General features: G+C 64.3%; 29 protein-coding genes and 1 pseudogene. 23 read left to right on the plus strand and 7 right to left on the minus strand.

All coding sequences use genetic code 11. The annotated features are described in order from the left end of the window. Positions 1-87: 87 nt before the first annotated feature. The 3 genes from BM269_RS11590 (at position 88) to BM269_RS11600 (ending at position 3,239) form a co-directional block, all read left to right on the plus strand. Complete coding sequence (locus BM269_RS11590; protein WP_090437164.1) at positions 88-708, plus strand: LysE family translocator; 621 nt, start codon at positions 88-90, stop codon at positions 706-708. Positions 709-793: 85 nt separating this feature from the next. After that, positions 794-2,305 (plus strand): FAD-binding oxidoreductase, encoded by a 1,512-nt coding sequence (locus BM269_RS11595; protein ID WP_090437165.1) that lies wholly within the window; start codon positions 794-796, stop codon positions 2,303-2,305. 94 nt (positions 2,306-2,399) lie between these two features. Next, positions 2,400-3,239, plus strand: coding sequence for an acyl-CoA desaturase (locus BM269_RS11600; protein ID WP_090437166.1), 840 nt, complete (start codon positions 2,400-2,402; stop codon positions 3,237-3,239). Positions 3,240-3,243: 4 nt separating this feature from the next. Here the strand turns inward: BM269_RS11600 and BM269_RS11605 are convergent. From BM269_RS11605 to BM269_RS11620, 4 genes and pseudogenes are all read right to left on the minus strand, one after another. Beyond that, positions 3,244-3,583, minus strand: a pseudogene (locus tag BM269_RS11605) (XdhC family protein); the annotation flags it as partial. Positions 3,584-3,640: 57 nt separating this feature from the next. Beyond that, positions 3,641-5,836: a xanthine dehydrogenase family protein molybdopterin-binding subunit gene (locus BM269_RS11610; protein WP_090437167.1), complete on the minus strand. Its 2,196-nt coding sequence runs from the start codon at positions 5,834-5,836 to the stop codon at positions 3,641-3,643. Beyond that, positions 5,833-6,291, minus strand: a complete 459-nt coding sequence (locus BM269_RS11615; RefSeq protein WP_090437168.1) for a (2Fe-2S)-binding protein — start codon at positions 6,289-6,291, stop codon at positions 5,833-5,835. The genes BM269_RS11610 and BM269_RS11615 overlap by 4 nt, the downstream gene beginning before the upstream one ends. Before the next feature lie 107 nt (positions 6,292-6,398). Further along, positions 6,399-7,283 (minus strand): AraC family transcriptional regulator, encoded by an 885-nt coding sequence (locus tag BM269_RS11620; RefSeq protein WP_090437169.1) that lies wholly within the window; start codon positions 7,281-7,283, stop codon positions 6,399-6,401. A 95-nt stretch (positions 7,284-7,378) separates the two neighbouring features. Between BM269_RS11620 and BM269_RS11625 the strand changes: the two genes are divergently transcribed. Further along, the gene (locus BM269_RS11625) at positions 7,379-9,265 is read left to right on the plus strand and encodes a hypothetical protein (RefSeq protein ID WP_090437170.1); all 1,887 of its coding nucleotides are present in this window, start codon (positions 7,379-7,381) and stop codon (positions 9,263-9,265) included. A gap of 183 nt (positions 9,266-9,448) precedes the next feature. After that, on the plus strand, positions 9,449-10,141 hold the full coding sequence (locus tag BM269_RS11630) for a type 2 periplasmic-binding domain-containing protein (protein WP_139232716.1): 693 nt from the start codon (positions 9,449-9,451) through the stop codon (positions 10,139-10,141). Positions 10,142-10,173: 32 nt separating this feature from the next. Here BM269_RS11630 and BM269_RS11635 read toward each other — a convergent pair whose 3' ends face one another. Further along, positions 10,174-11,130, minus strand: coding sequence for a phytanoyl-CoA dioxygenase family protein (locus tag BM269_RS11635; RefSeq protein WP_090437172.1), 957 nt, complete (start codon positions 11,128-11,130; stop codon positions 10,174-10,176). A 204-nt stretch (positions 11,131-11,334) separates the two neighbouring features. Here BM269_RS11635 and BM269_RS29975 point away from each other — a divergent pair, with 204 nt between their 5' ends. Continuing rightward, the gene (locus tag BM269_RS29975; protein ID WP_255357542.1) at positions 11,335-11,457 is read left to right on the plus strand and encodes a hypothetical protein; all 123 of its coding nucleotides are present in this window, start codon (positions 11,335-11,337) and stop codon (positions 11,455-11,457) included. 48 nt (positions 11,458-11,505) lie between these two features. Here BM269_RS29975 and BM269_RS11640 read toward each other — a convergent pair whose 3' ends face one another. Continuing rightward, positions 11,506-11,886 carry a hypothetical protein gene (locus BM269_RS11640; RefSeq protein WP_229204601.1) on the minus strand — a complete coding sequence of 127 codons (381 nt, stop codon included), beginning with the start codon at positions 11,884-11,886 and terminating at the stop codon, positions 11,506-11,508. Between the two features lie 213 nt (positions 11,887-12,099). Here BM269_RS11640 and BM269_RS29440 point away from each other — a divergent pair, with 213 nt between their 5' ends. From BM269_RS29440 to BM269_RS11665, 7 genes are all read left to right on the plus strand, one after another. Then, complete coding sequence (locus tag BM269_RS29440; protein WP_170860350.1) at positions 12,100-12,255, plus strand: hypothetical protein; 156 nt, start codon at positions 12,100-12,102, stop codon at positions 12,253-12,255. Positions 12,256-12,314: 59 nt separating this feature from the next. Continuing rightward, positions 12,315-12,527: a hypothetical protein gene (locus tag BM269_RS11645; protein WP_055927531.1), complete on the plus strand. Its 213-nt coding sequence runs from the start codon at positions 12,315-12,317 to the stop codon at positions 12,525-12,527. Between the two features lie 9 nt (positions 12,528-12,536). Further along, entirely contained in the window at positions 12,537-12,692 is a 156-nt protein-coding gene (locus BM269_RS29445; protein ID WP_170860351.1) for a hypothetical protein, read from the plus strand. Between the two features lie 33 nt (positions 12,693-12,725). Beyond that, positions 12,726-14,366, plus strand: a complete 1,641-nt coding sequence (locus tag BM269_RS11650; RefSeq protein WP_090437173.1) for a hypothetical protein — start codon at positions 12,726-12,728, stop codon at positions 14,364-14,366. A 161-nt stretch (positions 14,367-14,527) separates the two neighbouring features. Further along, positions 14,528-15,529, plus strand: a complete 1,002-nt coding sequence (locus BM269_RS11655; protein ID WP_090437174.1) for a class I SAM-dependent methyltransferase — start codon at positions 14,528-14,530, stop codon at positions 15,527-15,529. Positions 15,530-15,531: 2 nt separating this feature from the next. Continuing rightward, positions 15,532-17,058: a class I SAM-dependent methyltransferase gene (locus BM269_RS11660; protein WP_090437175.1), complete on the plus strand. Its 1,527-nt coding sequence runs from the start codon at positions 15,532-15,534 to the stop codon at positions 17,056-17,058. A 92-nt stretch (positions 17,059-17,150) separates the two neighbouring features. Further along, the gene (locus BM269_RS11665) at positions 17,151-17,576 is read left to right on the plus strand and encodes a hypothetical protein (protein WP_090437176.1); all 426 of its coding nucleotides are present in this window, start codon (positions 17,151-17,153) and stop codon (positions 17,574-17,576) included. A gap of 4 nt (positions 17,577-17,580) precedes the next feature. Here BM269_RS11665 and BM269_RS11670 read toward each other — a convergent pair whose 3' ends face one another. Continuing rightward, complete coding sequence (locus tag BM269_RS11670; RefSeq protein ID WP_229204602.1) at positions 17,581-18,198, minus strand: RNA polymerase sigma factor; 618 nt, start codon at positions 18,196-18,198, stop codon at positions 17,581-17,583. Positions 18,199-18,409: 211 nt separating this feature from the next. Here BM269_RS11670 and BM269_RS11675 point away from each other — a divergent pair, with 211 nt between their 5' ends. From BM269_RS11675 to BM269_RS11720, 10 genes are all read left to right on the plus strand, one after another. Beyond that, positions 18,410-19,204, plus strand: a complete 795-nt coding sequence (locus tag BM269_RS11675) for a hypothetical protein (RefSeq protein ID WP_090437177.1) — start codon at positions 18,410-18,412, stop codon at positions 19,202-19,204. A gap of 12 nt (positions 19,205-19,216) precedes the next feature. Further along, positions 19,217-19,732, plus strand: coding sequence for a hypothetical protein (locus BM269_RS11680; RefSeq protein WP_170860352.1), 516 nt, complete (start codon positions 19,217-19,219; stop codon positions 19,730-19,732). Then, positions 19,729-20,067, plus strand: a complete 339-nt coding sequence (locus BM269_RS11685) for a hypothetical protein (RefSeq protein ID WP_139232717.1) — start codon at positions 19,729-19,731, stop codon at positions 20,065-20,067. The genes BM269_RS11680 and BM269_RS11685 overlap by 4 nt, the downstream gene beginning before the upstream one ends. Next, positions 20,064-20,519, plus strand: coding sequence for a hypothetical protein (locus tag BM269_RS11690; RefSeq protein ID WP_090437180.1), 456 nt, complete (start codon positions 20,064-20,066; stop codon positions 20,517-20,519). Before BM269_RS11685 ends, BM269_RS11690 begins: the two co-directional genes overlap by 4 nt. Then, the gene (locus BM269_RS11695; protein WP_139232718.1) at positions 20,500-20,769 is read left to right on the plus strand and encodes a hypothetical protein; all 270 of its coding nucleotides are present in this window, start codon (positions 20,500-20,502) and stop codon (positions 20,767-20,769) included. Before BM269_RS11690 ends, BM269_RS11695 begins: the two co-directional genes overlap by 20 nt. 12 nt (positions 20,770-20,781) lie before the next feature. After that, on the plus strand, positions 20,782-22,872 hold the full coding sequence (sctV, locus tag BM269_RS11700) for a type III secretion system export apparatus subunit SctV (protein ID WP_090437182.1): 2,091 nt from the start codon (positions 20,782-20,784) through the stop codon (positions 22,870-22,872). Between the two features lie 87 nt (positions 22,873-22,959). Then, on the plus strand, positions 22,960-23,925 hold the full coding sequence (locus BM269_RS11705; RefSeq protein WP_090437183.1) for an FHA domain-containing protein: 966 nt from the start codon (positions 22,960-22,962) through the stop codon (positions 23,923-23,925). Positions 23,926-23,951: 26 nt separating this feature from the next. Then, positions 23,952-25,286, plus strand: a complete 1,335-nt coding sequence (locus tag BM269_RS11710) for a FliI/YscN family ATPase (protein ID WP_090437184.1) — start codon at positions 23,952-23,954, stop codon at positions 25,284-25,286. Then, entirely contained in the window at positions 25,283-25,759 is a 477-nt protein-coding gene (locus BM269_RS11715; protein WP_090437185.1) for a hypothetical protein, read from the plus strand. Before BM269_RS11710 ends, BM269_RS11715 begins: the two co-directional genes overlap by 4 nt. After that, positions 25,756-26,382 (plus strand): hypothetical protein, encoded by a 627-nt coding sequence (locus BM269_RS11720; protein ID WP_090437186.1) that lies wholly within the window; start codon positions 25,756-25,758, stop codon positions 26,380-26,382. Before BM269_RS11715 ends, BM269_RS11720 begins: the two co-directional genes overlap by 4 nt. Positions 26,383-26,388 lie beyond the last annotated feature (6 nt).

Here is a 26,388-nt window from a genome sequence, read left to right on the forward strand (position 1 = left end):
GCATTTTTAATCCTGAGTTAAAGATGTTGTTAATTTTAGGCTATTTTTAATCCGCTCCCCAGGCCGGATACTGGCGGCATGACAACGATGACCCTTTCCCTCTGGCTGGCGTTCCTGGCCATGGCTCTTGCCGCCACCTTCAGCCCAGGTCCAGCCGTGCTGCTGGCGGTTTCCACTACGCTGACTTTGGGCGCGCGCCGCACGGCGTACAGTTCCGCCGGCAACGCCGTCGGCGTCTTCCTGGTCTCGTGCGTGGCGGTGGGCGGCATGGGATTGGTGTTCAAGGCCTGGCCGCCTGCGTTTTCCGTCCTGAAGCTGGCCGGCGCGGCTTACCTGGCCTGGCTGGGCGTGAAGCAATGGCGCACCGCGGGCCAGGTTGGGACGGCGGCCCAGGCGAGCGCGCCGGAAGGCAGCAGCCGCGGCGCGGTGTTCCGGCGCGGAATGCTGGTCGCCTGCAGCAATCCCAAGGCGATCCTGTTCTTTGCCGCTGTTTTTCCCCAGTTCATGCCACCGGGAAGCGTTGATGTCATGCGGTTTCTGCTGCTTAGCCTGACCTTCGTGGCATGCACCCTGGTCGCCCATCTGAGCTATGTGCTGCTGGCTGCGACAGCGGGAACGCGGGTCATGTCCGGGCCGCGCATGGCAATCCTGCAGCGCTGCACTGCGATATTGTTCATTGGCCTTGCAGGCGCCCTCGCGTTAGAGTGATGTATACCAATTACATACCAATTAATTAATTTAGTGCTAAGATCACTTCCCTCGGCCGATTTGGCATATCACCAGGGGAGAGCACATGGATCGCAGGCGGTTTCTGGAGTTGTCTGGAGGGGCGTCGGCAGCGTTGCTGGCAGGGTGCGGTGGCGGTGGTTCGAGCGGCAGCCCAACGCCCCCGGTTCCTCCGGGAGAGTCGGGCCTGAACTGGACCAGCCTGTCGACTTCTCTGAGTGGCCAGTTGCTGCGGCCCGGTGATGGCGCCTATGCCGCCGCGAGCCTGTTGGCGAATATGCGGTTCGACGCCACCAAGCCTGCGGCCATCATCAAGTGCAATTCGGTGGAAGACGTCAGGACCGGCCTGGCGTTCGTGCGCAACAATAAGCTGGCGGTGACGCCGCGCTGCGGTGGCCATAGCTGGGCGGGGACGTCGACCACTACAGGTGTCGTGCTGAACGTCACGCCGCTGAATGCCATCCAGGTCAACCCCAATGGCACGGCCAAGGTTGGCGCGGGGGCGCGCCTGGCTGAGGTGTACGACACCTTGATCGCAAACGGCGTCTGCATCCCCTCCGGCACTTGCCTGACAGTGGGCATTGCGGGCATCACGATGGGTGGGGGTATCGGCATCCTCGATCGGCAGTTCGGGCTGACCTGCGATAACCTGCTGGCGGCGGAGGTGGTGACGGCCGATGGACGTGTGCTTAGCTGCGATGCGCATACGGAGCCGGAGCTGTTCTGGGCCTTGCGTGGCGGTGGCGGCGGAAACTTCGGCGTGGCCACGTCGTTCACGTTCAAGACCCATCGGATCGAGGACATCAGCGTTGCCCGTGCCGACTTCCGTTTCCAGGATTTCCCTGCCATGTTCGATGCCTGGCAGCGCTGGCCGCAATCGCTGCCCGATAATATCTGGGCCCAGATCTACATGCAATTTGGTTCCGGTGGCGCATCGTGCACCGTGACTGCCTACTGCCTCGGCACATCAGGCTTCCTGCAACCATATTGGAACAGCTTCCTCGCGGCCACCGGCGTCGCCAGCTCGGATATGAGCAGCGCCATCAGTCAGCTGCCTTACCGCGATGTCGCCTGGAGCATGTGTGCCGGGATCCCGTTGAAAGAGTGCAGCTTGAGCGGCTACTCCCCGGAGGGGCGGAAGACGCGATACGACGAGGTACTGAGTTCCGACTTCTTTAATGAGTTGCTGCCGGCGGCCGGCATCGCTGCATTGAACCAGTCGGTGAAGGATGCCATGGCGGCCGGAATTTCGGGCTCGTACATCTTCGACCATATGGGCGGCGCCATCAGCCGCGTCGCAGCCGATGCTACCGCCTTTGTCCATCGCAAGGCCTTGTTCAGCGTGGAATACGCCACCTGGCAATCCCGTGCCGTCTACGACACCGCATTTCCCAACCGCATGCGCGGCGTAATGAAAGCCTGGAGCAGTGGCGGGGCGTACGTGAATTATCTCGACCCGCTCCTTCGAGATTGGCAATCGGCGTATTACGGCGCGAATTACGCGCGCCTCTCGCAAATCAAGAAGCAGTACGACCCCGGCCGGGTTTTCAATATGGCGCAGGGAGTCGAGGTTGCGTGACGGGGTGTTTGAGAATAGTATCTTGCTGTCCAAATAATTCGAGTGCCCCTCGCAGCGTGCGTCAGTGAAGGATCCACATATCTCGCAAATCGCCATGGAAAACTGGAGTAACAGGATTCTCAATCTGGCGTCCATATTCCTGCCCTGGATCCTGATGGCGGCGATTGCGGCAACCGGCTCCTCCCAGCTCACGCCGACGGTCGGCACATTGCTTGTCTTCGGTGTTTTCTTCGCTCTTACCGTGATCGGCGTTGCGATCGGCATGCATCGCTATTTCACCCATCATGCGTTCAAGACCAGCCGGACAATCAAGGTGTGCCTGGGCGTGCTTGGAACCTGGGCGATGCAGGGCGACGTCACGCGCTGGGTGGCCGATCACCGGCGGCATCACCGTTTCGCCGATAAGCGCTTCGATCCCCACTCGCCGTGGTTTTCCGACCGCGGCCCGATCTCAAATCGCTTGCAGGGCTGGTTCCATGCGCACATGGGGTGGATGATTTATGGAAGGGTTTCGCAGCCGGAGCGCTATGCCCCGGACTGTCTTGCCGATCGCAGCATCGTTGCTCTTTCCAGGTTCTACTGGCCGATCGTTGTCGTGGGCCTGGTCCTGCCGGGTGCTGTCGGTTATTGGCTTGGCGGCGAAGGCGAGATGGCCAGGTGCATATTCTGGGCTGGTGCGGCTCGGGTCGCCTTGCTTCACCAACTGACATGGTCGGTAAATTCATTCGGCCATATGTTTGGAAACAAGGTGGCTGGCAGCGATAACGAATCACGGGACAATGTTTTCTTTGCGCTGTTATTGCTCGGAGAGGGCTTGCACAGCCACCACCATGCACGTCCTACCTCGGCGATGAACCTGCCCAAGCATCTCGATTTTGGCGGGTGGATCATTCGCGGGTTCGAGAAGCTTGGCCTGGTTTGGCACCTTCGATAAGGCGTCAGGGCAAAACGTTGCGCAAAGCGATCGGGGCGCCGTGGCGTACGGCAGTCATTTCCGCCACGATCGCGACGGCGATTTCCGGCGGCGTATGGCTGCCGATGGGGAGACCGATCGGACCGTGCAACCGCGCCAATTCCTCGGGCGAGAAATCGAAGTGGCGCGCCAGGCAGCATATCGTCCAGCTTAGGATCGTGCGTCAGTGCGACGACAGCGCAACGCGGGTCGGCGTGCATGGACAGGAATGCGTCATCGGGCATCGAAGTGACCACTTTGGTGCCGGGCACGCGCCATTCGGTGCCGTACTCGCCGCGCGGCTCGCAGATTGTGTTGTCGTAGTCCTCCGTCGCCCGTCCAGCGGCGGGCGGCCTCCAGTACCTGCAAATCCACACTTTCCATCAGGCCTTCAGCTCCTCCGTGCGAATCGGCAGGCTGCGCACCCGTTTACCCGTAGCGGCAGCCAGCGCGTTTGCCAGCGCGGGTGCCAGCGGCGGCACGCCCGGCTCGCCAATGCCGGTAGGCTTTTCGGCCGACGGAACGATATGCACTTCCACCTTAGGCATTTCGGTGATGCGGATCGGGGCGTAGTCGTGGAAGTTGGATTGCTCCACCGCGCCATCCTTCAGCGTGATGGCCCCATGCAGTGCTGCCGACAAGGCGAACCCAACGCCGCCTTCGACCTGCGCGCGCACCACGTCGGGATTGACCACCATGCCGCAGTCGACGGCACAGGTCACACGGTCGACAGTGAAGCTGCCGTCGGCGCTCACGGTCACTTCGGCTACCTGGGCGACGTAGCTGCCGAAGGATTCATGCACAGCGATGCCACGGCCGCGCCGCGTGCCTTGTGCTCCTGCCGGCAGCGGCTGGCCCCAGCCGGCTTTGTCGGCGGCCAGTTTCAGCACGCCCGCATGGCGCGGATGCTTGTCGAGCAATGCCAGGCGGTAGGCCACCGGGTCCTGTTTGGCGATGCTGGCCAGTTCGTCGATAAAGGTTTCGGTGGAATAGGCGGTGTGGGTCGAACCGACCGAGCGCCACCAGAGCACCGGCACCTGAATATCGGCCGGAGAATGCAGCTCGACGCGCATGGAGGGAATGCCATACGGAAGATTGGCTGCACCCTCGACGGAGACGGCATCAACGCCGTCCTTGATCATCATGCCAGCAAATACAGTCCCGGCCACGATTGATTGGCCTACCAGGCGGTGGCGCCAGGCTGTTGGACGGCCGTCTTCGCCCAGCGCTGCCTCCAGCGCATGGTGGAATGCAGGGCGGTAGTATCCGGCGCGCATGTCGTCCTCGCGCAGCCAGACCATCTTGATTGGCGCGCGGGACTTGCTTGCCTTGGCGATCTGCACCGCCTCCAGCACGAAGTCCGCGTCCTTGCTGGCGCGACGGCCGAAGCTGCCACCCGCGTAGAGCATATTGATCTTCACTTTCTCGGGCGCCAAGCCAAGCAGCGCAGCGACAGATGGCTGGTCGATGGACTGGAACTGGGCGCCGTACCAAAGCTCGCATTCTCCTTCGCCGATGCGCACGACGCAGTTCAGCGGCTCCATTGCTGCATGAGCGAGGTAGGGGAAGTCATAGGTGGCGCGCAGCACACGGCCAGGGAGCGCCAGGGCGGCATCGGCATCGCCGGCGCTATGGGTGACCAGGCCAGGCTGTTGCGCCAACGTGCGGTACCGGGCGAAGATTTCTTCGCTGCCCAGCTTGAACGCCCTGGATTCGTCCCAGACGATCTTGAGCGCGTCGCGGCCTTTCTTCGCGCTCCAGGTGTCCTGCGCCAGCACGGCCACGCCGGTCGGGATCTGCACCACGTTCACCACTCCCTTGATGGCCTTGGCCTTGCTCGCGTCGAAGGATTTGACCGTTGCGCCAAAGCGCGGCGCATGGGCGACAACTGCCGTCAGCATGCCTGGCAGGTGCATGTCCTGGGTGAACTGCGCACGGCCATTGACCTTGCCGGCACTGTCTTTGCGCGGCGCGTGCTTGCCGATCAGCTTGAAGTGCTCGGGCGATTTCAGCACCACGTTGGCGGGCACCGGCAGCATTGCTGCGGCAGGCGCCAGCTCGCCGAAGGTGGCCTTGCGCGCACCATGCGTGACGATCCCTTCGCTGACGCGGATATCGCCGGCGGGAACCTTCCACTGTGCGGCGGCAGCCGAGACCAGCATGGCACGGGCGCTGGCGCCAGCCTTGCGCATCTGCTCCCAGGAGTTGGCAATGGCGGTGCTGCCGCCGGTACCCTGGAAGGGACCGAATGCGAGGTTGTTGTAGCGGCGGGCGTCGGCCGGAGCACCTTCCACGCGAACCTGCGACCAGGCAGCGTCAAGTTCTTCGGCCACCAGCGTGGCAAGGCCGGTGTAGGCACCCTGGCCCATCTCCAGGTGCTTGGAAATGACGGTTACCATGCCATCCGTTCCGATGCGGACAAAGGCGTTCGGCTCGAATTCCGGTGTGCTTGCAGCAGCGGTGGCGGCTTGCGCACCGGGCAGGTAGACGGCCAGCGTCAAGCCGGCGGCAGCTTGCACAGCGCTGCGCAGGAAGTCGCGGCGGCTGCCATTCTCAATGCGAGGAGTAGTGAGGTTCATGCCAGCTCCTGTGCGGCGTCGTGGATGGCGGCGCGGATGCGCACGTAGGTGGCGCAGCGGCAGATATTGCCGGCCATGGCAGCGTCAATGTCGGCGTCCGATGGCTTGCGATTTCCTTCCAACAGTGCGACAGCGCTCATGATCTGGCCGGACTGGCAGTAGCCGCACTGCACTACATCGAGCTTCTTCCAGGCTTCCTGCACCACCTTGCCGATGCGTGCGCGGTCGACGCCCTCGATGGTGACAATCTTCTTGCCTACCGCGGCCGAAACGGGCGTGCTGCAGGAGCGGATCGGCGTGCCGTCCAGGTGCGCCGTGCAGGCGCCGCACAAGCCCATGCCGCAGCCGTATTTGGTGCCGGTCAGCTGCAGATTATCGCGCAGCACCCACAGCAAAGGGGTGTCGGCGGCGACGTCGACGCGCGTCGCCTTGCCGTTGATATTCAGTGTGATCATTCCGTACTCTCCGCTCATGTGGAAATGCAAGCTTGCATTCTAGGGAGCGGGTTCTGGCGGCTAATAGCACGATTCCACTGATTTCTTGCCTGATCCTCTTTGGCCTTTCAGGCTGCGGCAGCTTCGCGCCGCATGGCGTCGATATCGCGCTTGGGGGGCGCGCCGAACAGGCGGCTGTATTCGCGGCTGAACTGCGAAGGGCTTTCGTAGCCCACCCTGAACGCCGCGCTGGCTGCATCCAGCTGCTCATTCAGCATCAGGCGCCGAGCCTCATTCAAGCGCAGCCATTTCTGGTACTGCAAGGGGCTCATCGTCGTCAGCTGGCGGAAATGCAGGTGCAGGTTGGATGCGCTCATCTTGACGTGCGCGGCCAGTTCGTCGACGTGCAGCGGCTCTGCGTAGTGCAGGCGTAGCCAGTCGAGCGCACGCGCGATACGGAAGCTATGGCTGCCGACGGAGGCCATCTGGCGCAGGCGCGCGGACTGGTCGCTGAGCAGCAGCCTGTAGTGGATTTCGCGCTCGACCAGGGGTGCCAGAACCGGCAGCGCCTCCGGCTCGTCCAGCAGGGCGAGCAGGCGCTGGAACGGATCGGCCAGGGCAGGCGTCATGCTGCCGATGGCAGCGGCGCCCTGGCTGGCAATGTCGGCCGGTGTCGGGCGCCGGCTATGCGTCGCCAGTTCGGCGATCGTTCGCAGATCGAGCTTATAAACCAGGCCGAGGCAGGGCTGGTCCGGGCTTGCTTCCAGCACCTGGGAGCTGCCAGGAAGGTTCAGCGCGGTCACCATGAAGCGCGTTGCATCGTAGCGGTAGCATTGTTCGCCAATCACCAATTGCTTGGCCCCTTGGGCGACAAATACGATGCTCGGTTCTACCATGCAGACGTGCGGCGTGGTCGGCGCGCTGCGCCGGTACAGGTACAGATTGGAAATGGGGGAATAGTAGTCTTCTTCATCCCGGGTCCATTGCGAGATAGCGTCAGCCAGAGTTTTCATGCCGGTAGCATAACATCACGGCGCGAACCAAAGGACAGGCTCATACCACAAAGTAAGGTCCGCAATGGTGACCGATCAGCGTAAATGGAGATGCAATGCTCAATCGAGCCGGCTACAGTTTCTTGCCAGTCTTGCCGCCAACCGCGAGCGCCAGCCATCCGGCTCCCTCGCCGGCACGCGCGCCGCAGCAAGGCAACCCGCAACCCTCCGTGCGCTTGGCGGCGCCGCGGGCAGGGACGGTACATCCGCTGCAGTCGCAATGGCAGGGCTCCGCTTCGCAAACGGAGCGGCCGCCGTCGCAATCGGTGGGCCGCCATACCACCATCCTGGACATGGTGAAATGGGATACCAGGCAAAACGTCGACCTGGTCGGCAACGTCCTGGTGCTGGGGCATGAGTCGCGCGCCCACGATCCCCGGCTGCGAAATACCGGCGGATCGCCCGATCCGAAGATCAAGCTCACGCTCGATACCGGCACGCTTTCGCCGGCAGACGCCCGGTATGGGGAGATGATGGGCAAGCAGGCGGCGGTGAACATGCTGCAGAACACCGTGCGGCGCTACGACTTGCACGGAACGCCCGCAGCGCAGCGTATCCACGAGATCTGCGATTGGCTGGGCGATCCGCGCAGCCGGATGACCGCGGGCGTACTGGGCGACATCACCAGGGACGTTGGCGAATTGGTGCATGCCCAGGAGACCCGGGACCTGGGGCCGTCCCGTGCCCCGCGCGAGGCCAAGCGCATGCCGATGGAATGCATGACCCATCTTGGCTACGCGATACGGGATATGCGGCATGATGCCCGGCCCGAACATCGCCAGTTCCTGAACGAGCTGGGATATGAAACGATGGACCGCGTCATGCAGCATAAGTTAAGCCCCGACGAGACCCGCGATTGGTTGCGCCAGGTGGATTCGGATTGCCGGCAGGCGGGATTGGAGGGCCTCGGCAAACTGGTGAAGCGCCTGCGCCACGACATTCCCGCGTCGGCGGACGGCTATGAGACGCGCCTGCACGACAATATCTATGGACGCGCCATGGAATCGGTGCTGATCGCCGAACTGGTTCGCGACCCGCCGGCGAACGTCAAACAAGGCATGAGCGCGCTGGCCTTGCACCTGGACTTGACGTTGAAGACCTTGCCGAGGCAAGCGCAGCAGGAAGTGGCGCTCCAGGTGCAAGGCATGATGCGGCACGAGCGGCGTGGCTGGCAAGCCAATTCGCCCGAGCTGGAGTCCTTCTTCAACGCGCGCCCAGAGCAGGCCCTTGGCGCGCTGAAGCGGCTGCTGCGCGCACCCATGGACAACGGCTTCGATTGCATCGCGGTTCCCTACGTGACGGTCAAGATGTCGCTGTGCATGCAGGCCCATGGCGGTGCGCCATGGATGGGGAGGGCGAACCGGAACTACGCCGATGTGGTGGGCCATGCGGCCGCGCGGCTGACGGAGGCGGCGCCCAATTCCAACCGCATGGCGCCGAAGTCCGGCATCACCATGCACCACCAACCCGACATCGTTGGCGGCAGGGAAGCGGCCATGCATCCGGGAGACCGCAACCGGCCCAACCTGGAGCAGGCCAGCCCCGAACTGCACACAGCGCTCGAGCATGGCGTGTCGTTCGTCAGCGGCGTATCCGGTTCGACGAACATCGTCATGCACATGGTGGGCGATATCCTGGACCGGGGCGGACAGGTCGATCCGAAGGACGCCTTGCTGGGCACCATGATGTTCCTGAATTACGATGGCGGCCACTCAATGCACGAGGCGCTGTGGGTCGGCAAGCAGCTGGACCGCAGCCTCGACCTGAGAATGGGAATGCCGGGCGGCGATCCGCGCAACTTCGTCGCCGACTACGATCGCTTCATCGAGTCGTTCCCGCAAGCCAAGGGCCGCGACCAGTTGCGCGCCGCCGCCGATACGGCGTGGGACAAGACTCTCGACCATTTCGGACAGCATAGCCACTACTCGCCCGAAAACCGCTAGTTGATTCCACAGCGTGCTGCGGATGCGCTTTAGGATGGGGTGAACGCTATACTGGCAGGGTTCAACCCTTCCCAATGTCCGATGCGCGCGTGGCCGTTATTATCCATTCTGACAAGTTTCCTGCTCATAGGTCAGGCGGAGGGCGCTTGTCAGCCGCTTCGCTACGGCTATACGGACAAGGCGGTGCCTCCGTATTACAACGGTTCGGGGCCGGAAGCACCCGAGCCGCCCGGGGCGCTGGCGGAATTGGCGCGCGATGCGGCGGCCGGCGCCGGTTGCCGGGTGCGGATGGTGCGCATGCCGCCGGCGCGGCTGCACAAAAGCCTGGACGAGGGGACGATCGATGCCATGTCCTTGTTCGATCCCCAGGTGGTAGGCGAACTTCCCAACGTCATCTATCCGCGCGACAAGCAAGGCAAGCTCGATGCGGCGCGCGCCATGCCGCTGTATGTCGTGGTTTTTGTGCGCGCGCGCGATTACCTGCCGCTCGATGCCGATCCGGCGCTCACCATGCGCGGGCGCACCATCGGCGTTTCGCAAGGTGCGCCGCACATCAAATACCTGCAAAGCGCGGGCGTCGAAGTCGATGCCGGCGCCACCAATCCCGACCTCAATTTCGAGAAGCTCAAGCTGGGCCGCATCGACGGCTTTGCCATTTCGCTGTCGACGCCGGAAGACATGGACGCGCCTGTGGCTGCGCGCTACGGCAAGGAATTCATCCGCCTGCGTAGGCCGATACTCGTCATTAACTCATGGCTGGCAATGAACCGCGCTTATTACGAGAATAACCGCGAAGCTTCCGAAGCGATCTGGAACTGGTACGGTTCCCACGGGCGGGCGCGCCTCAACACGCTACTGAAAAAATACCGGCGCTAAGCGCAGTTGCGCTCAGTTGCGCTCAGTTGCGATCAGTTGCGCCGGTACTGTCGTGCGAACTGGAAGATGTGCTCCCAGGTTTCCGGGAAATCACCGGGGATGCGGCGGTTGTACATATAGATTGCGCCGGCAATCGCCTGCAGCCTGGCTTCGAACGGCAGTTGCAATCCGGGCCCGAAATCGAGTGAAGAAAAGCCGGTGCGGGCGGTGTCGGGATTGATCTCGTGCAGGTCGCAATCGCGGTTGTGAAAATAGATGCCGACGCTGATGCGCGGCTGCCTGGCCCGTGCGCTGCTGCGGCCGCTCCAGTGCAGCACATGCGTGTTCCAGCCCAAGGGCGCACCGGCGGGCACCGGCAGCGCACGGACGTTTTGCCAGTCGCCCAGTTCCAGTTCTATCTGTTCGCCTTCCGGTCCCAGGCTTCGGTCCAGGTTCTGCGGCAGTACGTACATGCAGGCGTTGAGGGGACTGACGTCAGTCAGCGGCAGCCAGATATTGAGTATCCGCGGACGGCCATCCGCGCCGACGGCCTGCGGGTGATGCAGGTCGCGGTGCGGGCCCCAGCCGGTGGCATTTTCCTGCGGCGCCACGTGCCAGGCCCAGATATCGGTGGGCATCATCTGGTAGCGCTCGCCCAGCAGCTGGCGCAGGACGGGGTCGAGCGGCGCGAACATTTGCCAGAACGCGTCGTACACCATGCAGAAAACCGGAGGAATGCCACGCTGCACCAGCCCGCCGATCACCTGGGCGAGTTTGCCGGCATGGCTGCGCGGGATGATGGGACCAGCCTGGAAATAGCCTTCGGCGAGGGCGTCCGCAACATGGCGTCCAGGCTCGCCCAGGCCGGGCAGGGCAGTCGGTGCCGGCTTGGCCAAGGGCGTTGCGCTGATCGGCATGTCCGGATTCATGTCCAGCCAGAAGGCCAACTGGCCGGCGTGGGCCAGCGGCGAAGGAGAAGCTGCCTGTGATTGTTGTTCTGCGTAGTCCATAAGCTCGTCTCAAGTGGGAACGCCGGCAAGCGCTGACAGGGACCGCGCAATTGCGCCCGGCACCAGGCCTGCCGATAGGTGGCTGCTCTGGCGGCGCTGGTTCCGCACCGGTGTTGCGCTGCGATGGAACGCATGCGCTCTTCGTTGCCACTCAGCTTGGGGCGCTGATGCCCCACACCATATCAACCTTGAAAGGAGTCAGAAATGCTGCCAATTCTCGCCGCTATCGGTCGCGCCGTCCTGCCTGAAGTGATCAACACCGCTGCCAAGGTCCTGGGCGGCGGCTCGGAACAGAAGCCGTCCAACCCGGCCGACGACATCATCTAAGTGAAGGGCTTGCGGCCGCACAGGCCGCAAGCGCCAGTTGAAGCTTGTTCAACCGCTGGTGATGTCCGCTCCGGTTTCCTCCCGACCCTTGTCCTTGATCTTCTCCAGCGTGGCCACGCTCACGCCCAGCATGCCGGCCAGCTTCTTCATCTCGTCCGCCGAAATGGTGCCGTCCTGCAGTTTCTTCAGCAGCTTTTGCAGATCGTCCTCATCGTCCCCGCCGCCACCGCCGCTCTTTTCGGCCTGATTGGCCTTGAAGCGCGATTCCAGTTCGTGGCTGATGGCGTCGCGCGCCGCGGGACTCAGGTTGTCCTTGCCCAGCATATTGATCAAGTCTTCATTGGATTTGAATTTCAGGCTGTCCTTGAACAGGTCGCTGACCTGCGAGGAAAAGTTGAAGCCGCCTACCGGTGAAAATTGAATGCCCATATCTGCTCCTTGGATGGTTGAGGTTTTCCTGCGCATGTTCCATTACATAACGCACCGATAGGTAGCGGCTTCATGGCAAACGGTTCCACGCGGGAGGCAAAGCAAAAATCCAATCCGATGCATGGAACTGCCGGCGCACCGGCCTCCACATATCGCTACCGTCGCAACGCAATGCGTAAGGCGGCAACTTCAACCACAACCAAGGAGGTAATTATGTCTGGACTGACCGGGATCGGATCGTGGATCGGCGCTGGCGGCGCTATCGCTGACCAGGAAGCTACCGCAGCTGCAAAAGAGGCGGTGAATGCCAACGCGGCCAAACTGAAGCTGGCCAAGGCCGGCCAGGACAACGCCCTGTCGTTGATCTAAGCCGGAAGAGGTGGGGCCATCCGGCTCCACCTCTGTTGCATCGGTCAAAGGAGAACAGTATGAGCAGTTACCAGAACAGCATGTTCGCGCCATCGCAGGCTCGGCCGGGCCAGGCCATGGAGAAAACCAAATCCATGCCGCTCGGCCAGGCAGCGCAGATGGGGGCCGCCGAAGCCATGGAGTTTCAACTGTGGGTTTCGCAGCAGGGCACCTCGCTGGCCAAGCTGAAGGTCTTCAATGCGATGGCCAAGACGATCAACGACCAGCAATAGGAGCGTCATATGTCCGACTCAAGCATACGGGCAGCGCGTGCCAACGAAGCGAAGTACGTCCGCCAGCTGGAAGAAGTCGCTGCCGCAAGGAGCGACGTCAACAACGTGGCAGTGTTCACGAAGTTGATCAAGAAAGCGGAAGAAATTTCGCAGGCGGCAGTGTAGACGCGCATTTACTCACACGACTAAGGAAACAGCATGTCTGCCACGATTACCACTACCACGACGACGATCACCACCACCTTTGACAACGACACGCCGGGCTATTTGCGCCCGTCGTTTAACGGGGGCTCGCCGCTTGGCGCGGAATCGAGCGATATCCTGTTTGCCCCTTCGCAGCGCAACCAGGGCTCGTCCGACCCGTTGGCCGACGTGCTCGACGAACTGGGCCTGCCGCCCTGGCTGAAGAACGCCGCCAGAAACATGCTGCTTGCCGGTGATGGCGGCAACCAGCTGCCATCGGAATCGAGCGCAGCCAAGACCATCAACTCCTTCCAGCGGGACAACGGCATCCGCTACCTGTCGCCCGACCAGGTGAAGCAGATGGCTGAAACGGGCTATTTCACCGACAAGAACGGCAAGACCCGCCTGGTGGACGACGACGTGCGACTGGCGGCCCAGAAGATGATGGCCAACGGCGGTGAGCTGTACCGGAAGCTGGAATCGGCCAAGAACGGCGAGCATGACGGGAAGCTGAGCCAGGAAGACTATCGCTATGCGGTGAAGGACGGCACCATTTCGGCCAATGGCGGTTCCGGCTATGAGCCAACGATGCGCGGCATTTCGCTGCTGGACTTCATGAACGCGATCATGAACGGCAATATCTCGTCGAACCGCCCAAGCGAATATGGCGCGGCCAAGACCATCAACGATTTCCAGAAAGAGCATGGCATCAGCCACCTGTCGATCGACCAGCTGCAGCAGATGGCCGAAACGGGCTATTGCAAGGACAAGAACGGCAAATTCATCCAGGTGCCGGAAGAAGTGCAGGATGCGGCCCGCGCCATGGCGGCCAATAACTTCGAGCTGTTCAAGAAGCTGGAAAGCGCCACCAACGGCAAGCATGACGGCTCGCTGAGTATCGGCGACTTCAGCGAAGCGGTCCAGGATGGATCGATCAGCAAGGGCCGCGGCTCTATGCGTGATGTCAGTTTCGAGCTGGAGCCGGAGGACAGCGTTGAAGGGCTGCCGTCGCGCGCCGATGCGGCCAGGACGATCAGGGACTTCCAGAAGAATAATGATATCCACCTGCTGGACGTCAATCAGGTGCAGCAGATGGCCGAAACCGGCTATTACACGGACAAGTTCGGAAGGACCCGCCCGGTTCCGGACGACGTGCGCCTGGCAGCCCAGCGCATGGCGGCCAACAACTTCGAGTTGTTCAAGCAGCTGGAGTCGGCCACCAACGGTGAACACGACGGGAAGTTGAGCCAAGGCGACTACACCGAGGCGGTGAAGGACGGCACTATCCAGGGCCGCAGCGGCCACCAGCCGGACTATCGCTACATCAGGAATCCGGATGAAACATGGCCGGGCGGTGGCGACCGGACTTCGGCAACGGCGGCAACCCGCACCATGCAGGAATTCCAGGCGCAGCACGGTATTCGCTTCCTGAATGTCGACCAGGTCCGCCAGATGGCGACTACCGGCTACTGCACGGACAAGGATGGCAATACCATCCAGGTGCCGGAAGAGGTGCGTCAGGCGGCGCAGCGCATGGCGGCCGATAACTACGCCCTGTTCAAGGAACTGGAGTCGGCCACCAACGGCGAGCATGACGGCCGCCTGAGCATGAAAGACTATCGCAACGCCGACAGGGATCGCTATTTCGCCACCTGATTCCTTATCACGCCAAAGAGGAGTTCGACATGACCGCCAACGCGAATATGCACCGGCAACGGCCCACGCGCGAGCAGGACTGCGCCACGCTCGACGATGGCTTCAACTGGCACCGCATCCGGCGCCTGTCCCGCAAAGCCTGAACGCCAGGAGAAGCCGACATGGACAAGCTGTGGTGGGAGCCGGGGCCGGAGCACTTGAACTTCGCCTGCGTGCTGGCCGGCATGGAGCCTGTGCCGCTTGACCGGGCGTTCAATTACCTGGTGCTGGGCTGCGGCGGCGAATCCGCGCAGGCTCGCGTCGCCGGCGGCCATCCGCGGGGAAGTTTTCATGCGGCCGATGCAGGCATGCCGCTGGGCGCTGCCTTGCCGCCGATGGACTTCATCGTGCTGCGCGGCGCTTATAGCTGGCTGGATCGGAATCAGCGGCAGCAAGTCATTGAGCTTATCAATGCTTGCCTTAAGCCGGGCGGCGTGGCCTACATCGGCTACGACGCTTTGCCGGGCTGCAGCAGCATCCTGCCTTTGCAGCGCCTGGTGCGCGAGCAGGGCGGGCTGCATGCCGCCGCCCAGGTCGAGCAATTGCGGGGCGTCGGTGCGGCCTATTTCGCGGACAACGACGCCCCTGCCATGCGCAGCCGCCTGGACGCTTTCGCGCCGGCATGTCATGAATTCACCCGGCGCGGCTGGGAGGCCCTGTATCACGCCGACGTGGCACGCGCCCTGGCCGATGCCAAGTTGGAGTATGTGGCATCGGCCGATCTTTGGTGGAGCGATCCTGGCCGCTACCTTTCCGCGGCGCAGCGCGCACTGCTGGATGCGCAGACCGTCCCGATCTTGCGCGAGATGGTGCGCGACATATTGCTCGATACCGCATTCCGGCGCGACGTCTATATCAGGGGCGCCCGCCGCATGCATCCCATGCGCCAGGCGGATTGGCTGGGCAAATGCCCCCTGTCCCTGTCCCTGGCCGAAGCTCGGGCTGAAGGACGCGATGAAGCGCTTTTCGCGTCCATGCTGGACGCGTTGGCCGTCGGGCCGCAGCCTATCGCTGCACTGGCAAGCCTGCCCGAGATGCGTGGCAAGAACATGCTTGAAGTCGCGCGCCTGGCCGGTTTGCTGCTCGACTCCGGCCATGCGGTGATCAGCAACCAAGGAGCGTGACAATGGATTGGAACGACGGCTATGTGGCGGACCTGGACTATCCGGCGGCATACTTTGCCGAGCAAAGTCCCTGCCACCTCAGTATCGCCTGCATCCTGAACGGGGTCGAACCGGTTCCGACGGACCGCCCCTTCACCTATTTCGAGCTGGGCGCAGGCATGGGCCTGACCTCGAACATCCTGGCCGCCAGTCATCCGCACGGCCGCTTCTATTCCAACGATTTCAATCCCGCCCACGTGGCGGCAGCCCGCCAGCTGGCGGACGAGGCGCAGCTGGAAAACATGACGGTGCTCGAATCCAGTTTCGCTGACCTGGCCGCCGGCAAGGTCGACCTGCCGCCGCTCGACTACATCACCATGTACGGCATTTACAGCTGGATCACTCCAGCCAATCGCCAGTACCTGGTGGAGTTCATCGGCCGCTACCTGAAGCCCGGCGGCATCGTCTATGTCAACTACAACGCTTTGCCGGGCTGGACCCGCACCTTGCCCTTGCAACGCCTGTTGCTCGAACATGCGAACTGCAATCCCGTGCCGCGGGTAGCGCAACTGGAGCAGGCGCGCGAACTGGCGCGCAAGCTGTCGGAGGCCGGCGCCGCCTTCTTCGACGGCAGCAAGCAACTGGATTACCGCATGGCGTCCCTGGCGCGGGACAAGGCCGGCTACCTGGCGCACGAATACTTGAATAGCGGCTGGGAACCGCTTTACCACGCCGATGTGGCAGGCAACCTGGCTGCCGCAGGACTCGACTTCGTCGGTTCGGCGGATCTGCCGCTTGCCTTCGAGGGCGATTACCTGACGGCGCAGCAGCAGGCGCTGCTGGCAGGCATTGCCGAGCCGCGCTGGCGCGAAACGATGCGCGACTACCTGCTCAATACCAGTTTCCGAGAAGACGTCTACGTGCGTGGCGCCCGCAGCATGGGGGAGGAGCGCCGCGCCGGCTGGCTTGCCAGGCTTGGAATGGTACTGACCTCGGTGGTGGAAACCGTCCCGGCGCCCGATCCCGCGGCCGACGACGACAGCGTCGCATTGCGCGAGATCCTCGACGCATTGGCAACGGGGCCGAAAACCCTCGCGGAGCTGGCCCGCCTGCGGTGCGTAAGCCTGCAGGCGATCGCGCGCCTGGCGGCACGCCTGGCCGCCGCCGACAAGATAGCATTCTTCTTCCTTGGCAGCGAGGCGGTCGACCCGGCGCCGGCGATGCGCCTGAACCGCGCCATCGCAGCCCAATCCACCCTCGGCGACCATTACCAGGCGCTTGCCTCGCCCCGGTTGGGCGGCGGACTGCATTCGGGCCTGGCACAGCGCCTGGTCTACCAATGCATGGCACAAGCGGCGCCGGATGCCAAGCCTGACGCACATGACGTCAGCCGCCGGGTGGCATCCCTGCTGCAGGGCCACTTTGCCACCTGCATTCCCGGCAGTCCTGCCGAAGCCGCCTTGCACCAGCTGCGCGAGGGGCTGCCGCACACGGTGGCGGCGATACTGGCGTACCGGCTTCCTATCTGGCGCACACTGTGCATGCTGTAACAATTTAGCCTGCTAGAATATGCCGGCCATGGGCCAGCGTCGGGCCCAGGGCGGCATCCGGGCCGCGTGCGCGACGACATGGGGCACTCGCAGTGCAAGCCGAACAAGCAGAAAGCAGGGAATTCGATGGTTCCAGCCAGGCAGCCAATGCGCTGCTGGCGGAGCTGTGCGCATTATGCGGCCAGAATGCCGCGTCGCCGCCCGTCCTGGAGCTGCAATTCGGGTTTGTGGTGACGCGTACTGCGGTGGATTCCGCTGCAGGGGGAGCCTGGCTCTCCATCTCGGCGCGCTTGCCGGCGCTGGACCAGGACGGCTATGCGCCGCAAGGTCGGAACGCCCGCTTCGACGGGCTGGATTGCATGTGGCATGCCGACGAGGGCTGCCATATCGCGGTGCGGAGGGTTGCGCTGGCCCGCCTTGGCGACGAGCGCAGCGTGATGGACGCCATACTGGAAACTGCCGACATGGCCCAGGCCTGGCATGCCAGCTTGACGCTGGACCAGCCGCCGGCCTGCTGAACCCTCATTCGCGTCCGCATTGGCGGCGTGCCGCGGCACGTACCCGGGCCACGCGCGACCGTACGGTGCCGATCGGAATCTCCAGTTCGCGGGCCGCTTCCTCATAACTCATTTCCCCGTCCAGCACCGCCTCGAAGGTGCTGCGGATCGCTTGCGGCAATTCTTCCAGCAGCTTGTCCACCAGTCCCGCCATCTGGCGCAACTCGCACAACATGGCCGGATCGGCATGCGTGTCGACGATCTGTTCCAGGAAGCCATCGTCGGTCTCTTCGTAACGGTCGGCGCAATTGCGGCGCACCTGGTTGCGCGCGAGATTCAGGGCAATGCCAAACAGCCAGGTGGAAGGCTTGGACAGGCCGGAGAACTGGTCCGCGCAGCGCAACGCTTCCACGAAGGTGTTCTGCACCACGTCTTCCGCGTCGCCCGGGTTGCCCAGGTAACGCTGCACAAACCGCAGCAGGTGGGTGCGGTGCTTTTCGTACAGCTGCACCAGGTCGATGCCGCCGGGCGCCGTGGCTGGCGCAGGTGCCGGGTTGTAGACATTGGCACTGGCCAGGACAGGAACCGGTATGGCGTGGCCGGTGCTATGGATATCGGTGGCAGCGAGCATGGTTTGGTACATGAGATTCTCCCACTGGGCAGGATGGTATCGTCGGGCAGGGCGCTTTATGGAATCGGCGCCCCGGCTTGTGTAGGGTGAAAGATAGCAGCCGATTTGCGCTCTGATGCGCTTCCGTGAACATTGATGAGACTTTGAAAAAAGTTGAGAAAAGCCGGCGGGAGTTGCCGTCTTTTTGCGGAACCGCGCCGGCCGTCGCGGCCACAGATCCCGCATGAAGAACGTATATAACTCCCCGCCAAGCCCCGTTGCGCTGGAATTGCAGGCACGGCTTGCGAAGCCGGAAGCCGCTTCCGCCCATGACTTGCGGCTGGCACACGTGATGGTCGACCTGAAGTCGCGCCAAACGGTCGATGTCGAGGCCGGCGTCAAGGAGGAACTGGCGTTCCTGAACAAGACGCTGGAACAGCGCCGGGTGCCGGTGACGGTCAGGACGGCGCCACGCGGGTCGCTGCGCGACAAGTCGCGCAGCCAACACGCCAGCAAGGCCGCGCACGTGGGCAAGCCCGGGCATCTGGAAGAAGGACACGATGAATGGCATCCCGTGCAGCGCGCATTGGAGATGCTGCGCGAAGACAGCAGCCAGCAGGGCCGGGCCGCAGCCGAAGCGATGCTTGCCGAGCGCTTCGACATGGTCCAGAGCTACAACGCCTTGCTGGAGGCACTGCGCGAAGCGGACCAGTTGGACGGCATGAGCGCCTACAAGAAGCGGGCGCTGAAAGGTGCGCTCAACGAGATGATGAGCGACATGATGCAGCGCAGTTCGGGCGACCTGCGCCACACGCTGCAGGAAACCGAAGAACTGCATGGCGCCATGGAATCGATGGCGGACGACGCGCTGCCGACGACGCGCGAATTGCGCTTCCTGATCGGCGGCAAAGCCAAGGGCCGCGTGGACGTGCCGTTGACGCCACTGACCATGCTCAAGGCCTTGATACGCAATTTCGGCGCGGAGCATTGCGTCTCGGCGATGGAAAGCCTGCGTTCGCGCATGATGGCCGGACTTTAAGGGGAGGGAGGCATGGGAGCGGATTTGCGGCGGGACCCTGAACGCAGGATGGGGCGCTATTGGCTGACGATGTCGGATGCCAAGGCCTTCACCGTCGTCAGGTCGGTATTCGATATCGCGGAAACGCTGCGGCGCGACCTGGCCGACCAGGCGGCGCTGGTGGCGCAGGCGGACGTGCCGGAACTGGCGGTGCAGCTGTTGACGGCGGCGGAAACCGGCTGGGGCAAGGCCAAGGCCGCCGCGCTGATGGCGCAGCTGGGGGACGTGAAGCCGCTGCGCGCTGCCGCCCGCTGCAAGGCGTGGACGCTGCTGCGCAACGCCATGGAAGCCTTGCCCGCCACTCTGTGGCCGGCCGACAAGCTGGCGACCCGGCGCGAGCTGCTGGACGAACTGCAGCGCCAGGCCCAGGCCGCGCACGCCGAACTCCCCCTGTTGCCCAGCAAGGACGAACGCCGCGAACAGGAATGGCGCGACAGTATCGCAGCGCGGGCCAGGGACGAACGCGCGGTGCTGAGGGGCCGGCAATGAAACAGGAGATGAACGAGCTGTACACGCAGCTACTGGCGCAGGCCCGCCTGCACGATGCCGTGGCCACGGCGGTGCTGGCCGGCGGCACGCGATTGTTCATCTATCCGCTGGAACGCGGCGTGCTGCTGGCGCTTGGTGCCGGTACGGGAGGCGGGCAAGCGCTGCGGGCGGAAACCTTGCTGCGCCGCCGCGGCGCTGACCTGCGGCGTTTGGGCGCGTGGCTGCCGGCGCTTTTCAACGATGGCAGCTGGTACCTGGTACGCCGTTGCGCCGACAGCGAGGCGAACGGCCTGGACGACAACGAATGGCTGGCGGCCGAGGAGTTGCTACGGTGATCAACACACGCCTTAACGATGCGGCAAGCATCGGCTTGCACGGGCTGGCCGATGCCGGCGAGATCCACAGCCTGGCGCCCTCGCTGCATACGGTCAAGTCGCGCCCCTTGCTGCTGCCGGCCGAAGAAGCCTTGTCGCTGCCGCCGCCGGTCATCAGCGCTGATCCGAAGCTGGCGATGCTGGCCGATGCCGTCGGGCCGGAGCTCAGTTTCGACAATCCGGTCTGGCGCGGCAATCCCTTGCCTTCGCTGCGCGGCCTGCAAAAGATGCTGATCGACCAGGCGCTCAAGCACCCCCTGGAAGAGCGGGGGCCGGCCTTGCGCGCAGTGCAGGTAGTGGAAACGGCAGTGCAGCTGCGGTTGCGCTGGCAGCAGATGCGGCGCAGCGACGCCGAACCGGATCGCGCATTGCAAACGGCGGAAGGAGGCCAGGATGAGACAGCGCAGCACTAAGGCGGGGATGGCGGAGGAGCTGAGCGCGGCGATCGGCCTGGTTTGGGGTCATATCGGCGCGCTGCAGCATGAGGAAGCCCACGCGCTGGCCAGCGCCTGCCTGCAACTCTGGCCGGGCGACAGGAACCTGTTGCTGCTGGCCGGCTACGCGGCGACGGAACTGGGCATGCCCGCCGACCTGGACGCACTGCGCCACGCCTTCGGCGCGCAACCCTGCCTGGAGCTGATCTCCCGGCGCCAGCCCGCTTAAGGAAAGCACAGCATGCAATCGATGGCCTTCGTCTTATTCCTGAACGGGATCGCCGCCAAGGTGGCCAAGCGCGCCGAGCTGCTCGCGGCCGGCCTGGTGATCGGCATCGTCTTCATGCTGGCCTTGCCGATGCCGGTATGGCTGCTGGACATCCTGATCGCCTGCAGCCTGGGCGCTTCGGCGCTGATCGTGATCGTCGCCATGTACATGCCGGGACCCACGGCATTTTCCACCTTCCCGGCAGTGCTGCTGCTGACCACCTTGTTCCGGCTGGCGATTTCGGTATCGACCACGCGCCTGATTTTGCTGGAGGCCGACGCGGGACATATCGTCGAGACCTTCGGTAATTTCGTGGTGGGCGGCAACCTGGTGGTGGGCCTGGTGATCTTCCTGATCCTGACGGTGGTGCAGTTCATCGTCATCACCAAGGGCTCGGAGCGGGTGTCTGAAGTATCGGCCCGTTTCTCGCTCGATGCGATGCCCGGCAAGCAGATGTCGATCGACAGCGACCTGCGGGCCGGCATCCTGACGGCGGAAGAGGCCAAGGAGAAACGCGCCAAGCTGGGACAGGAGAGCCAGCTGCACGGCGCGATGGACGGCGCCATGAAATTCGTCAAAGGCGATGCGATTGCCGGCATCTGCATCGTGGCGATCAACCTGGTGGGCGGCATCTCGATCGGCATCGTACAGCGCGGCATGGAAGCTTCGCAGGCGATGCAGCTGTATTCCATCCTGACCATCGGCGATGCCCTGATCGCGCAGATCCCGGCGCTGCTTATTTCCCTTGGCGCGGGCATGATCACCACGCGCGTGAGCGGCGATGGCGATGAGGGTGAAGAGAGCAATATCGGGCAGGACATCGTGGGTGAGCTGTTCAAGGAGCCCAAGGCCCTGCTCACCACGGCGGCCATCATGCTGTTGTTCAGCGCCATTCCCGGCATGCCGACCATGGTGTTCCTGACGCTGGCACTGGGCCTGGCAGGGGCTGGCGTGATAGGCATGCTCAAGCCGCTGGCCGACGCGGAAAAGGAAAGGGCGGCGCAAGAGAAGGAGCGGCAGAACGCCAGCATCGTCGACCTGACCAATTTTTCCGCCACTACGCCATTCATCCTGCGCATGCCGGAATCGATGCGCGATACGCCGGAGGCGGAAGCCATCCGCGTGGCGGTACGCGTCATGCGCAATGGCATGCTGGAGCGGCGCGGCATCCCGGACCTGAAGCCGATCGAATTCGAATACCACCATTCCATTCCCGATGGGCGGGTACATTTCCTGATGGCCGAGGTGCCATTGATCGACGAAGAGATCCGGCTCGGTTGGGGCTCGACCCAGGAGGCGGCAGGCCGCTTGCAGGAGCTGGGCTTCACTGCCGTCGAAGCCCAGGTGGCAGGCTCGCGGCGGCGGCGGACGTGGGTGCGCATCGAGGACGAGGCGGCGCTGGCCGAGGCGGGTGTGCAGTACCAGCGCTGGGAGGCCGTCTGCGGCGCCGATATCGAAGTCGAAATGCTGCGCAACTGCCAGATGTTCGTCGGTGTCAACGAGGTTATCCGCTTCACACGCTGGGCAGAGCGGCGCTATCCGGAGCTGGGCAAGGAGGTCAACAAGACCCTGACCTTGCCGCGCCTGACGGAGGTGGTGCAGCGCCTGACGCGCGAGGGCGTATCCCTGCGCAATGCGCGGCTGCTGCTGGAAACCACGCTGGATTGGGCGCCCAAGGAGCGCGATCCGGACGTGATTGCGGATTATGTGCGGCTGGCCCTGAAGCGGCAACTGTGTTTTGAAGTGGCGCGCAACGGCTTGATCGAGGTGATCCTGCTGTCGCCGGAACTCGAAGACCTGCTGCGCAACGCGATGCGCCAGACCAGCCAGGGCAGCTATCTCGATATCGATCCCGAGACCGAGCAGATGATCCTCGATCGCCTGGGCGAGCTGTCGCACAGCGTGAGCTCTCCGGTGGCGCCGCCGGTTCTGGTGACGGCGGCGGACATCCGCCGCTCGGTGCGCAAGCTGATCGAAGAGGAGTTCTTTTCGGTGCCGGTGTTCGCCTTTTCAGAATTGACCCAGCACCTGAGGATCCAGCCGGTCGGCATGATCGAAGCATAGCCGGCGGAAGGGCGGAACCGGGCCGCCTTGGCTTGCCACTCATTGTTGCGGCGCGATCCGGGCGCCGGAAACTGTGGAGGTGGAGAGATGGGCGAACAATCCGGGCTGGAATTGCGGATCCTGAGCGGGCTGCATCGCGGCGCCAGCTTGCCGCTGGGCGGTGAGCGCTACGTGATCGGGGCCAGCGACGATGCGGATGTGGTGTTGCTTGATCCCGGCGTAGCGGACCGGCACGCCACATTGCGCCATGACGGCGAACGCTGGCTGCTGGCGGCGCTGGAGGGAAGCGTGCGCGGCGCAGCTTCGGACGCTGAGTTGGAGGAATATCTCCTGGCGCCTGGCGACAGCGCGCGTATCGGCGCGGTCTGGGTCGGCATTGCCGATGCGGCGGCGTCGTGGGGTGAGCCGCCACCGGCGCCGCCGCCTGCCGTTGCCGGCCACGGGGCTGGCGCAGGCGCAGGCCAGGATGCGCGGCCTGCGGCGCAGGTTCCACCGCCATCGCCTGGGAAACCGGGGAAACGGCGCAGCCGCGCCATGTGGGTGCCCGTGGCCGCCGGCACCGTACTGGCAGGCGTCGCCTCGTTGGCCTTCAGCGCCAGGTCGGCTCCGACGCCGGTGATGCCGCCGGCACCTGCCGCGCTGGCGGTGGTGCCGCCAGCCTCCAAGCCGACGCCCGCGGCCCTGGCCCAGGCCTTCCGCAAACGCCTGGCCGACGTGGACATGCTGCGCCGCTTCGACCTGCAGCTCGATGAAGGCGAATGGCGCATGAAGGGCGCGCTGGACGAAGAGGAAACCCTGCGTTTCCGGCGGATCCTGGCTGATTTCGTCAAAGCGAACGACATCAAGTTTCCCATCGACGTGCAACTGGGTGGCGCAGATACCTTGCTGCCGTTCCAGATCCAGCAGCTGGTGACGGGAAACCAGGCCAGCATCGTGACCAGCGACGGCCAGCGCCTCTACCCGGGCGACGAATACAAGGGCGTGCGCTTGACCGCCATTGACGGCAACCGCATTACTTTTGCCGGGCGCGGGCCGATCGAGGTGCGTTGGTGAACGGAGTGGCCGCAAGCCTGCGGGAAATGCGCGCAGCGCTTCCAGCCTGGAGCGCGCAGCTTCCGCCGCATCCTGGCTTCTCGAGCCGCGGCAAGGTGGCGCAGGTGCTGGGTACCTTGATCGAGGCGCACATGCCGCCGGTGCAGATCGGCGAGCTATGCCACCTGTACGACCAGCAGCGCGGCGGCGCCCCAATGCTGGCGGAAGTGGTTGGCTTTACCGAACGCTGCGCCGTGCTGTCGGCGCTCAGTCCGTTGGAGGGCGTTTCCAGCAGCACGGTCATCGAGCCGCTGCGGCGCGCCCATACCATCGAGGTGGGCGACCACCTGTTCGGCAGCGTGCTCGATGGCTTTGGCCGCCCGATGTTCCGCGCGCCGGCCGCCAGCGACGTGGTTGGCACGTGGCGCGCCACGGTGCCGGTGATCCGCGATGCCCCGCTGGCCGTGGAACGGCCGCGTATCGTCACCCCCTTGCCTACCGGCGTGCGCGCCATCGACGGCATGCTGACCATGGGCCTTGGACAACGGATCGGTGTATTCGCCGGACCCGGTTGCGGCAAGACCACGCTGATGGCGGCCATTGCGCGCGGCTGCCAGGCCGAGGCCATCGTCTTCGGCTTGATCGGTGAACGGGGCCGCGAACTGAATGAATTCCTGGAGCACGAGCTCGATGAAGAACTGGTGCGCAAGACGGTGATCGTCTGTGCCACTTCCGACCGCACGTCGATGGAAAGGGCGCGGGCCGCGTTTACCGCTACCGCCATTGCCGAAGCATTCCGTGCGCGCGGCAAGCAGGTACTGCTGCTGGTCGACTCGCTGACCCGCTTTGCCCGTGCCCAGCGGGAGATCGGCCTGGCGGCGGGCGAACCGCCGGCGCGCGGCGGTTTCACCCCGTCGGTCTACACCATGTTGCCGCGCCTGATCGAGCGCGCCGGCAGCACGCCGGATGGCGCGATCACCGCCATGTACACCGTCCTGGTCGACGGCGAATCTGCTTCCGACCCGATCGGCGACGAGGCCAAGTCCCTGCTGGACGGGCACATCCTCCTGACGCGCAAGCTGGCCGAGCAGGGCCATTACCCGGCCATCGACGTATTGGCCAGCATCAGCCGCGTGATGAGCAATGTGACCACGCGCGAACATCGTGCAGCGGCCGGCCAGTTCCGTGAATTGCTGTCGCGCTACCAGGAGATGGAGCTGCTGATTCGCCTGGGCGAATACCAGCCGGGCGCCGACGCGGTGGCCGACCGCGCCATGCAGCTGCGCCCCGCGCAACTTGAGTTCCTGCGCCAGTACACCGGCAGCGGTACCGGCACGCCGTTCCAGGAAACGCTTGATACGCTGATGGGGATGCAGGCATGAAGCGCGGCAAGCGGGAAGTGGTCGATGTGGCTGAACCCAAGCGGTCGGACCGCAGCCTGGACCAGCTGCTGCACGTGCGCAAGCAAAGATTGGGGCGCCTCGAACGTGAGCGCAGCAGCGCCCGCGAGGACTGGCGCCGCCGCCGCCAGGCACTGCACGACTATAAATTGCGCAAGCGCGAAGCTGTCCGGCAAGCCGCGCAGTTCTGGCAGGAGTCGCGCGCCCAGTTCCTGCAGATGACAATCACCACGGGCCAGTTCCACGTTGCCAAGGCGCGCCATGCACGCATGAAGGAAGAAGCGGCCAGCCTGAACTTGCGTTGCCACGAGGCTGTGCGGGAATCGCGCCGGGCAGGCGTGCGCTTTTTTGAAGCGCGGGCCGAAGCGCGGCGCGCCCAGCGGCAGCAGGAGAAGCTCGGCATCATGCGCGATGAGTTGATGGCATTAAGCCGGCTGGCCGAGGAGGGCGGATGAACCGCTTGCCGCCCGCACTGCCGGGGCGCTGGCTGGACGAGCTGTTGCCGGGCCAGTCGCATGCCCGTACGGGGCAGCGGCCGGCATGGCGTTTTGCCACCGCAGCCGCGCCCCAGACGGCAACGCCGGCGCAGGCTGCGCCCAGGCCCGCTAGGGTGCACGGCAAGCCGGCCGCGCAGGCCCAGGCCGAGGCGCCACGGACGGTTCGCGCCGCGCCGAGCCCTGTCCGCGAGCAGCCGGTCGAAGACGGCGAAGCCTGCCGCGCCGGCCGAGGCGGGAGCGGGGACGGGCAGGGTAGCAGCGGCGGTGGCAGCGGTGCCGGCGACGGGCGAGGCGATGCCGGGCCGGCGGGACCCGGCGCGGTGGCCGAAAGTGCCGGGGCGTTCGATGCGCAAGACATCGTCCTGCTGCTCCCGGCGGGGAACGCCAGTGGCATCTTTGAAGTGCAGCTGCCAGGCGGCGAGATGATGGCAGTGGCGGTGGATGCCGGTCCATCCGCTGTCAGCTATCACCTGAAACCCGCCGGAAAAAGCCTCGCGGAACGCTTGCGCGGCCAACAGAAGGAACTAAGCGCCCACCTGGAGCGACGTATAGGAAAGGATGTGACCCTGACCATACTCTAAGCGGAG

The organism is Duganella sp. CF458 (assembly GCF_900113115.1).
Classification (GTDB): Bacteria; Pseudomonadota; Gammaproteobacteria; order Burkholderiales; family Burkholderiaceae_D; genus Rugamonas.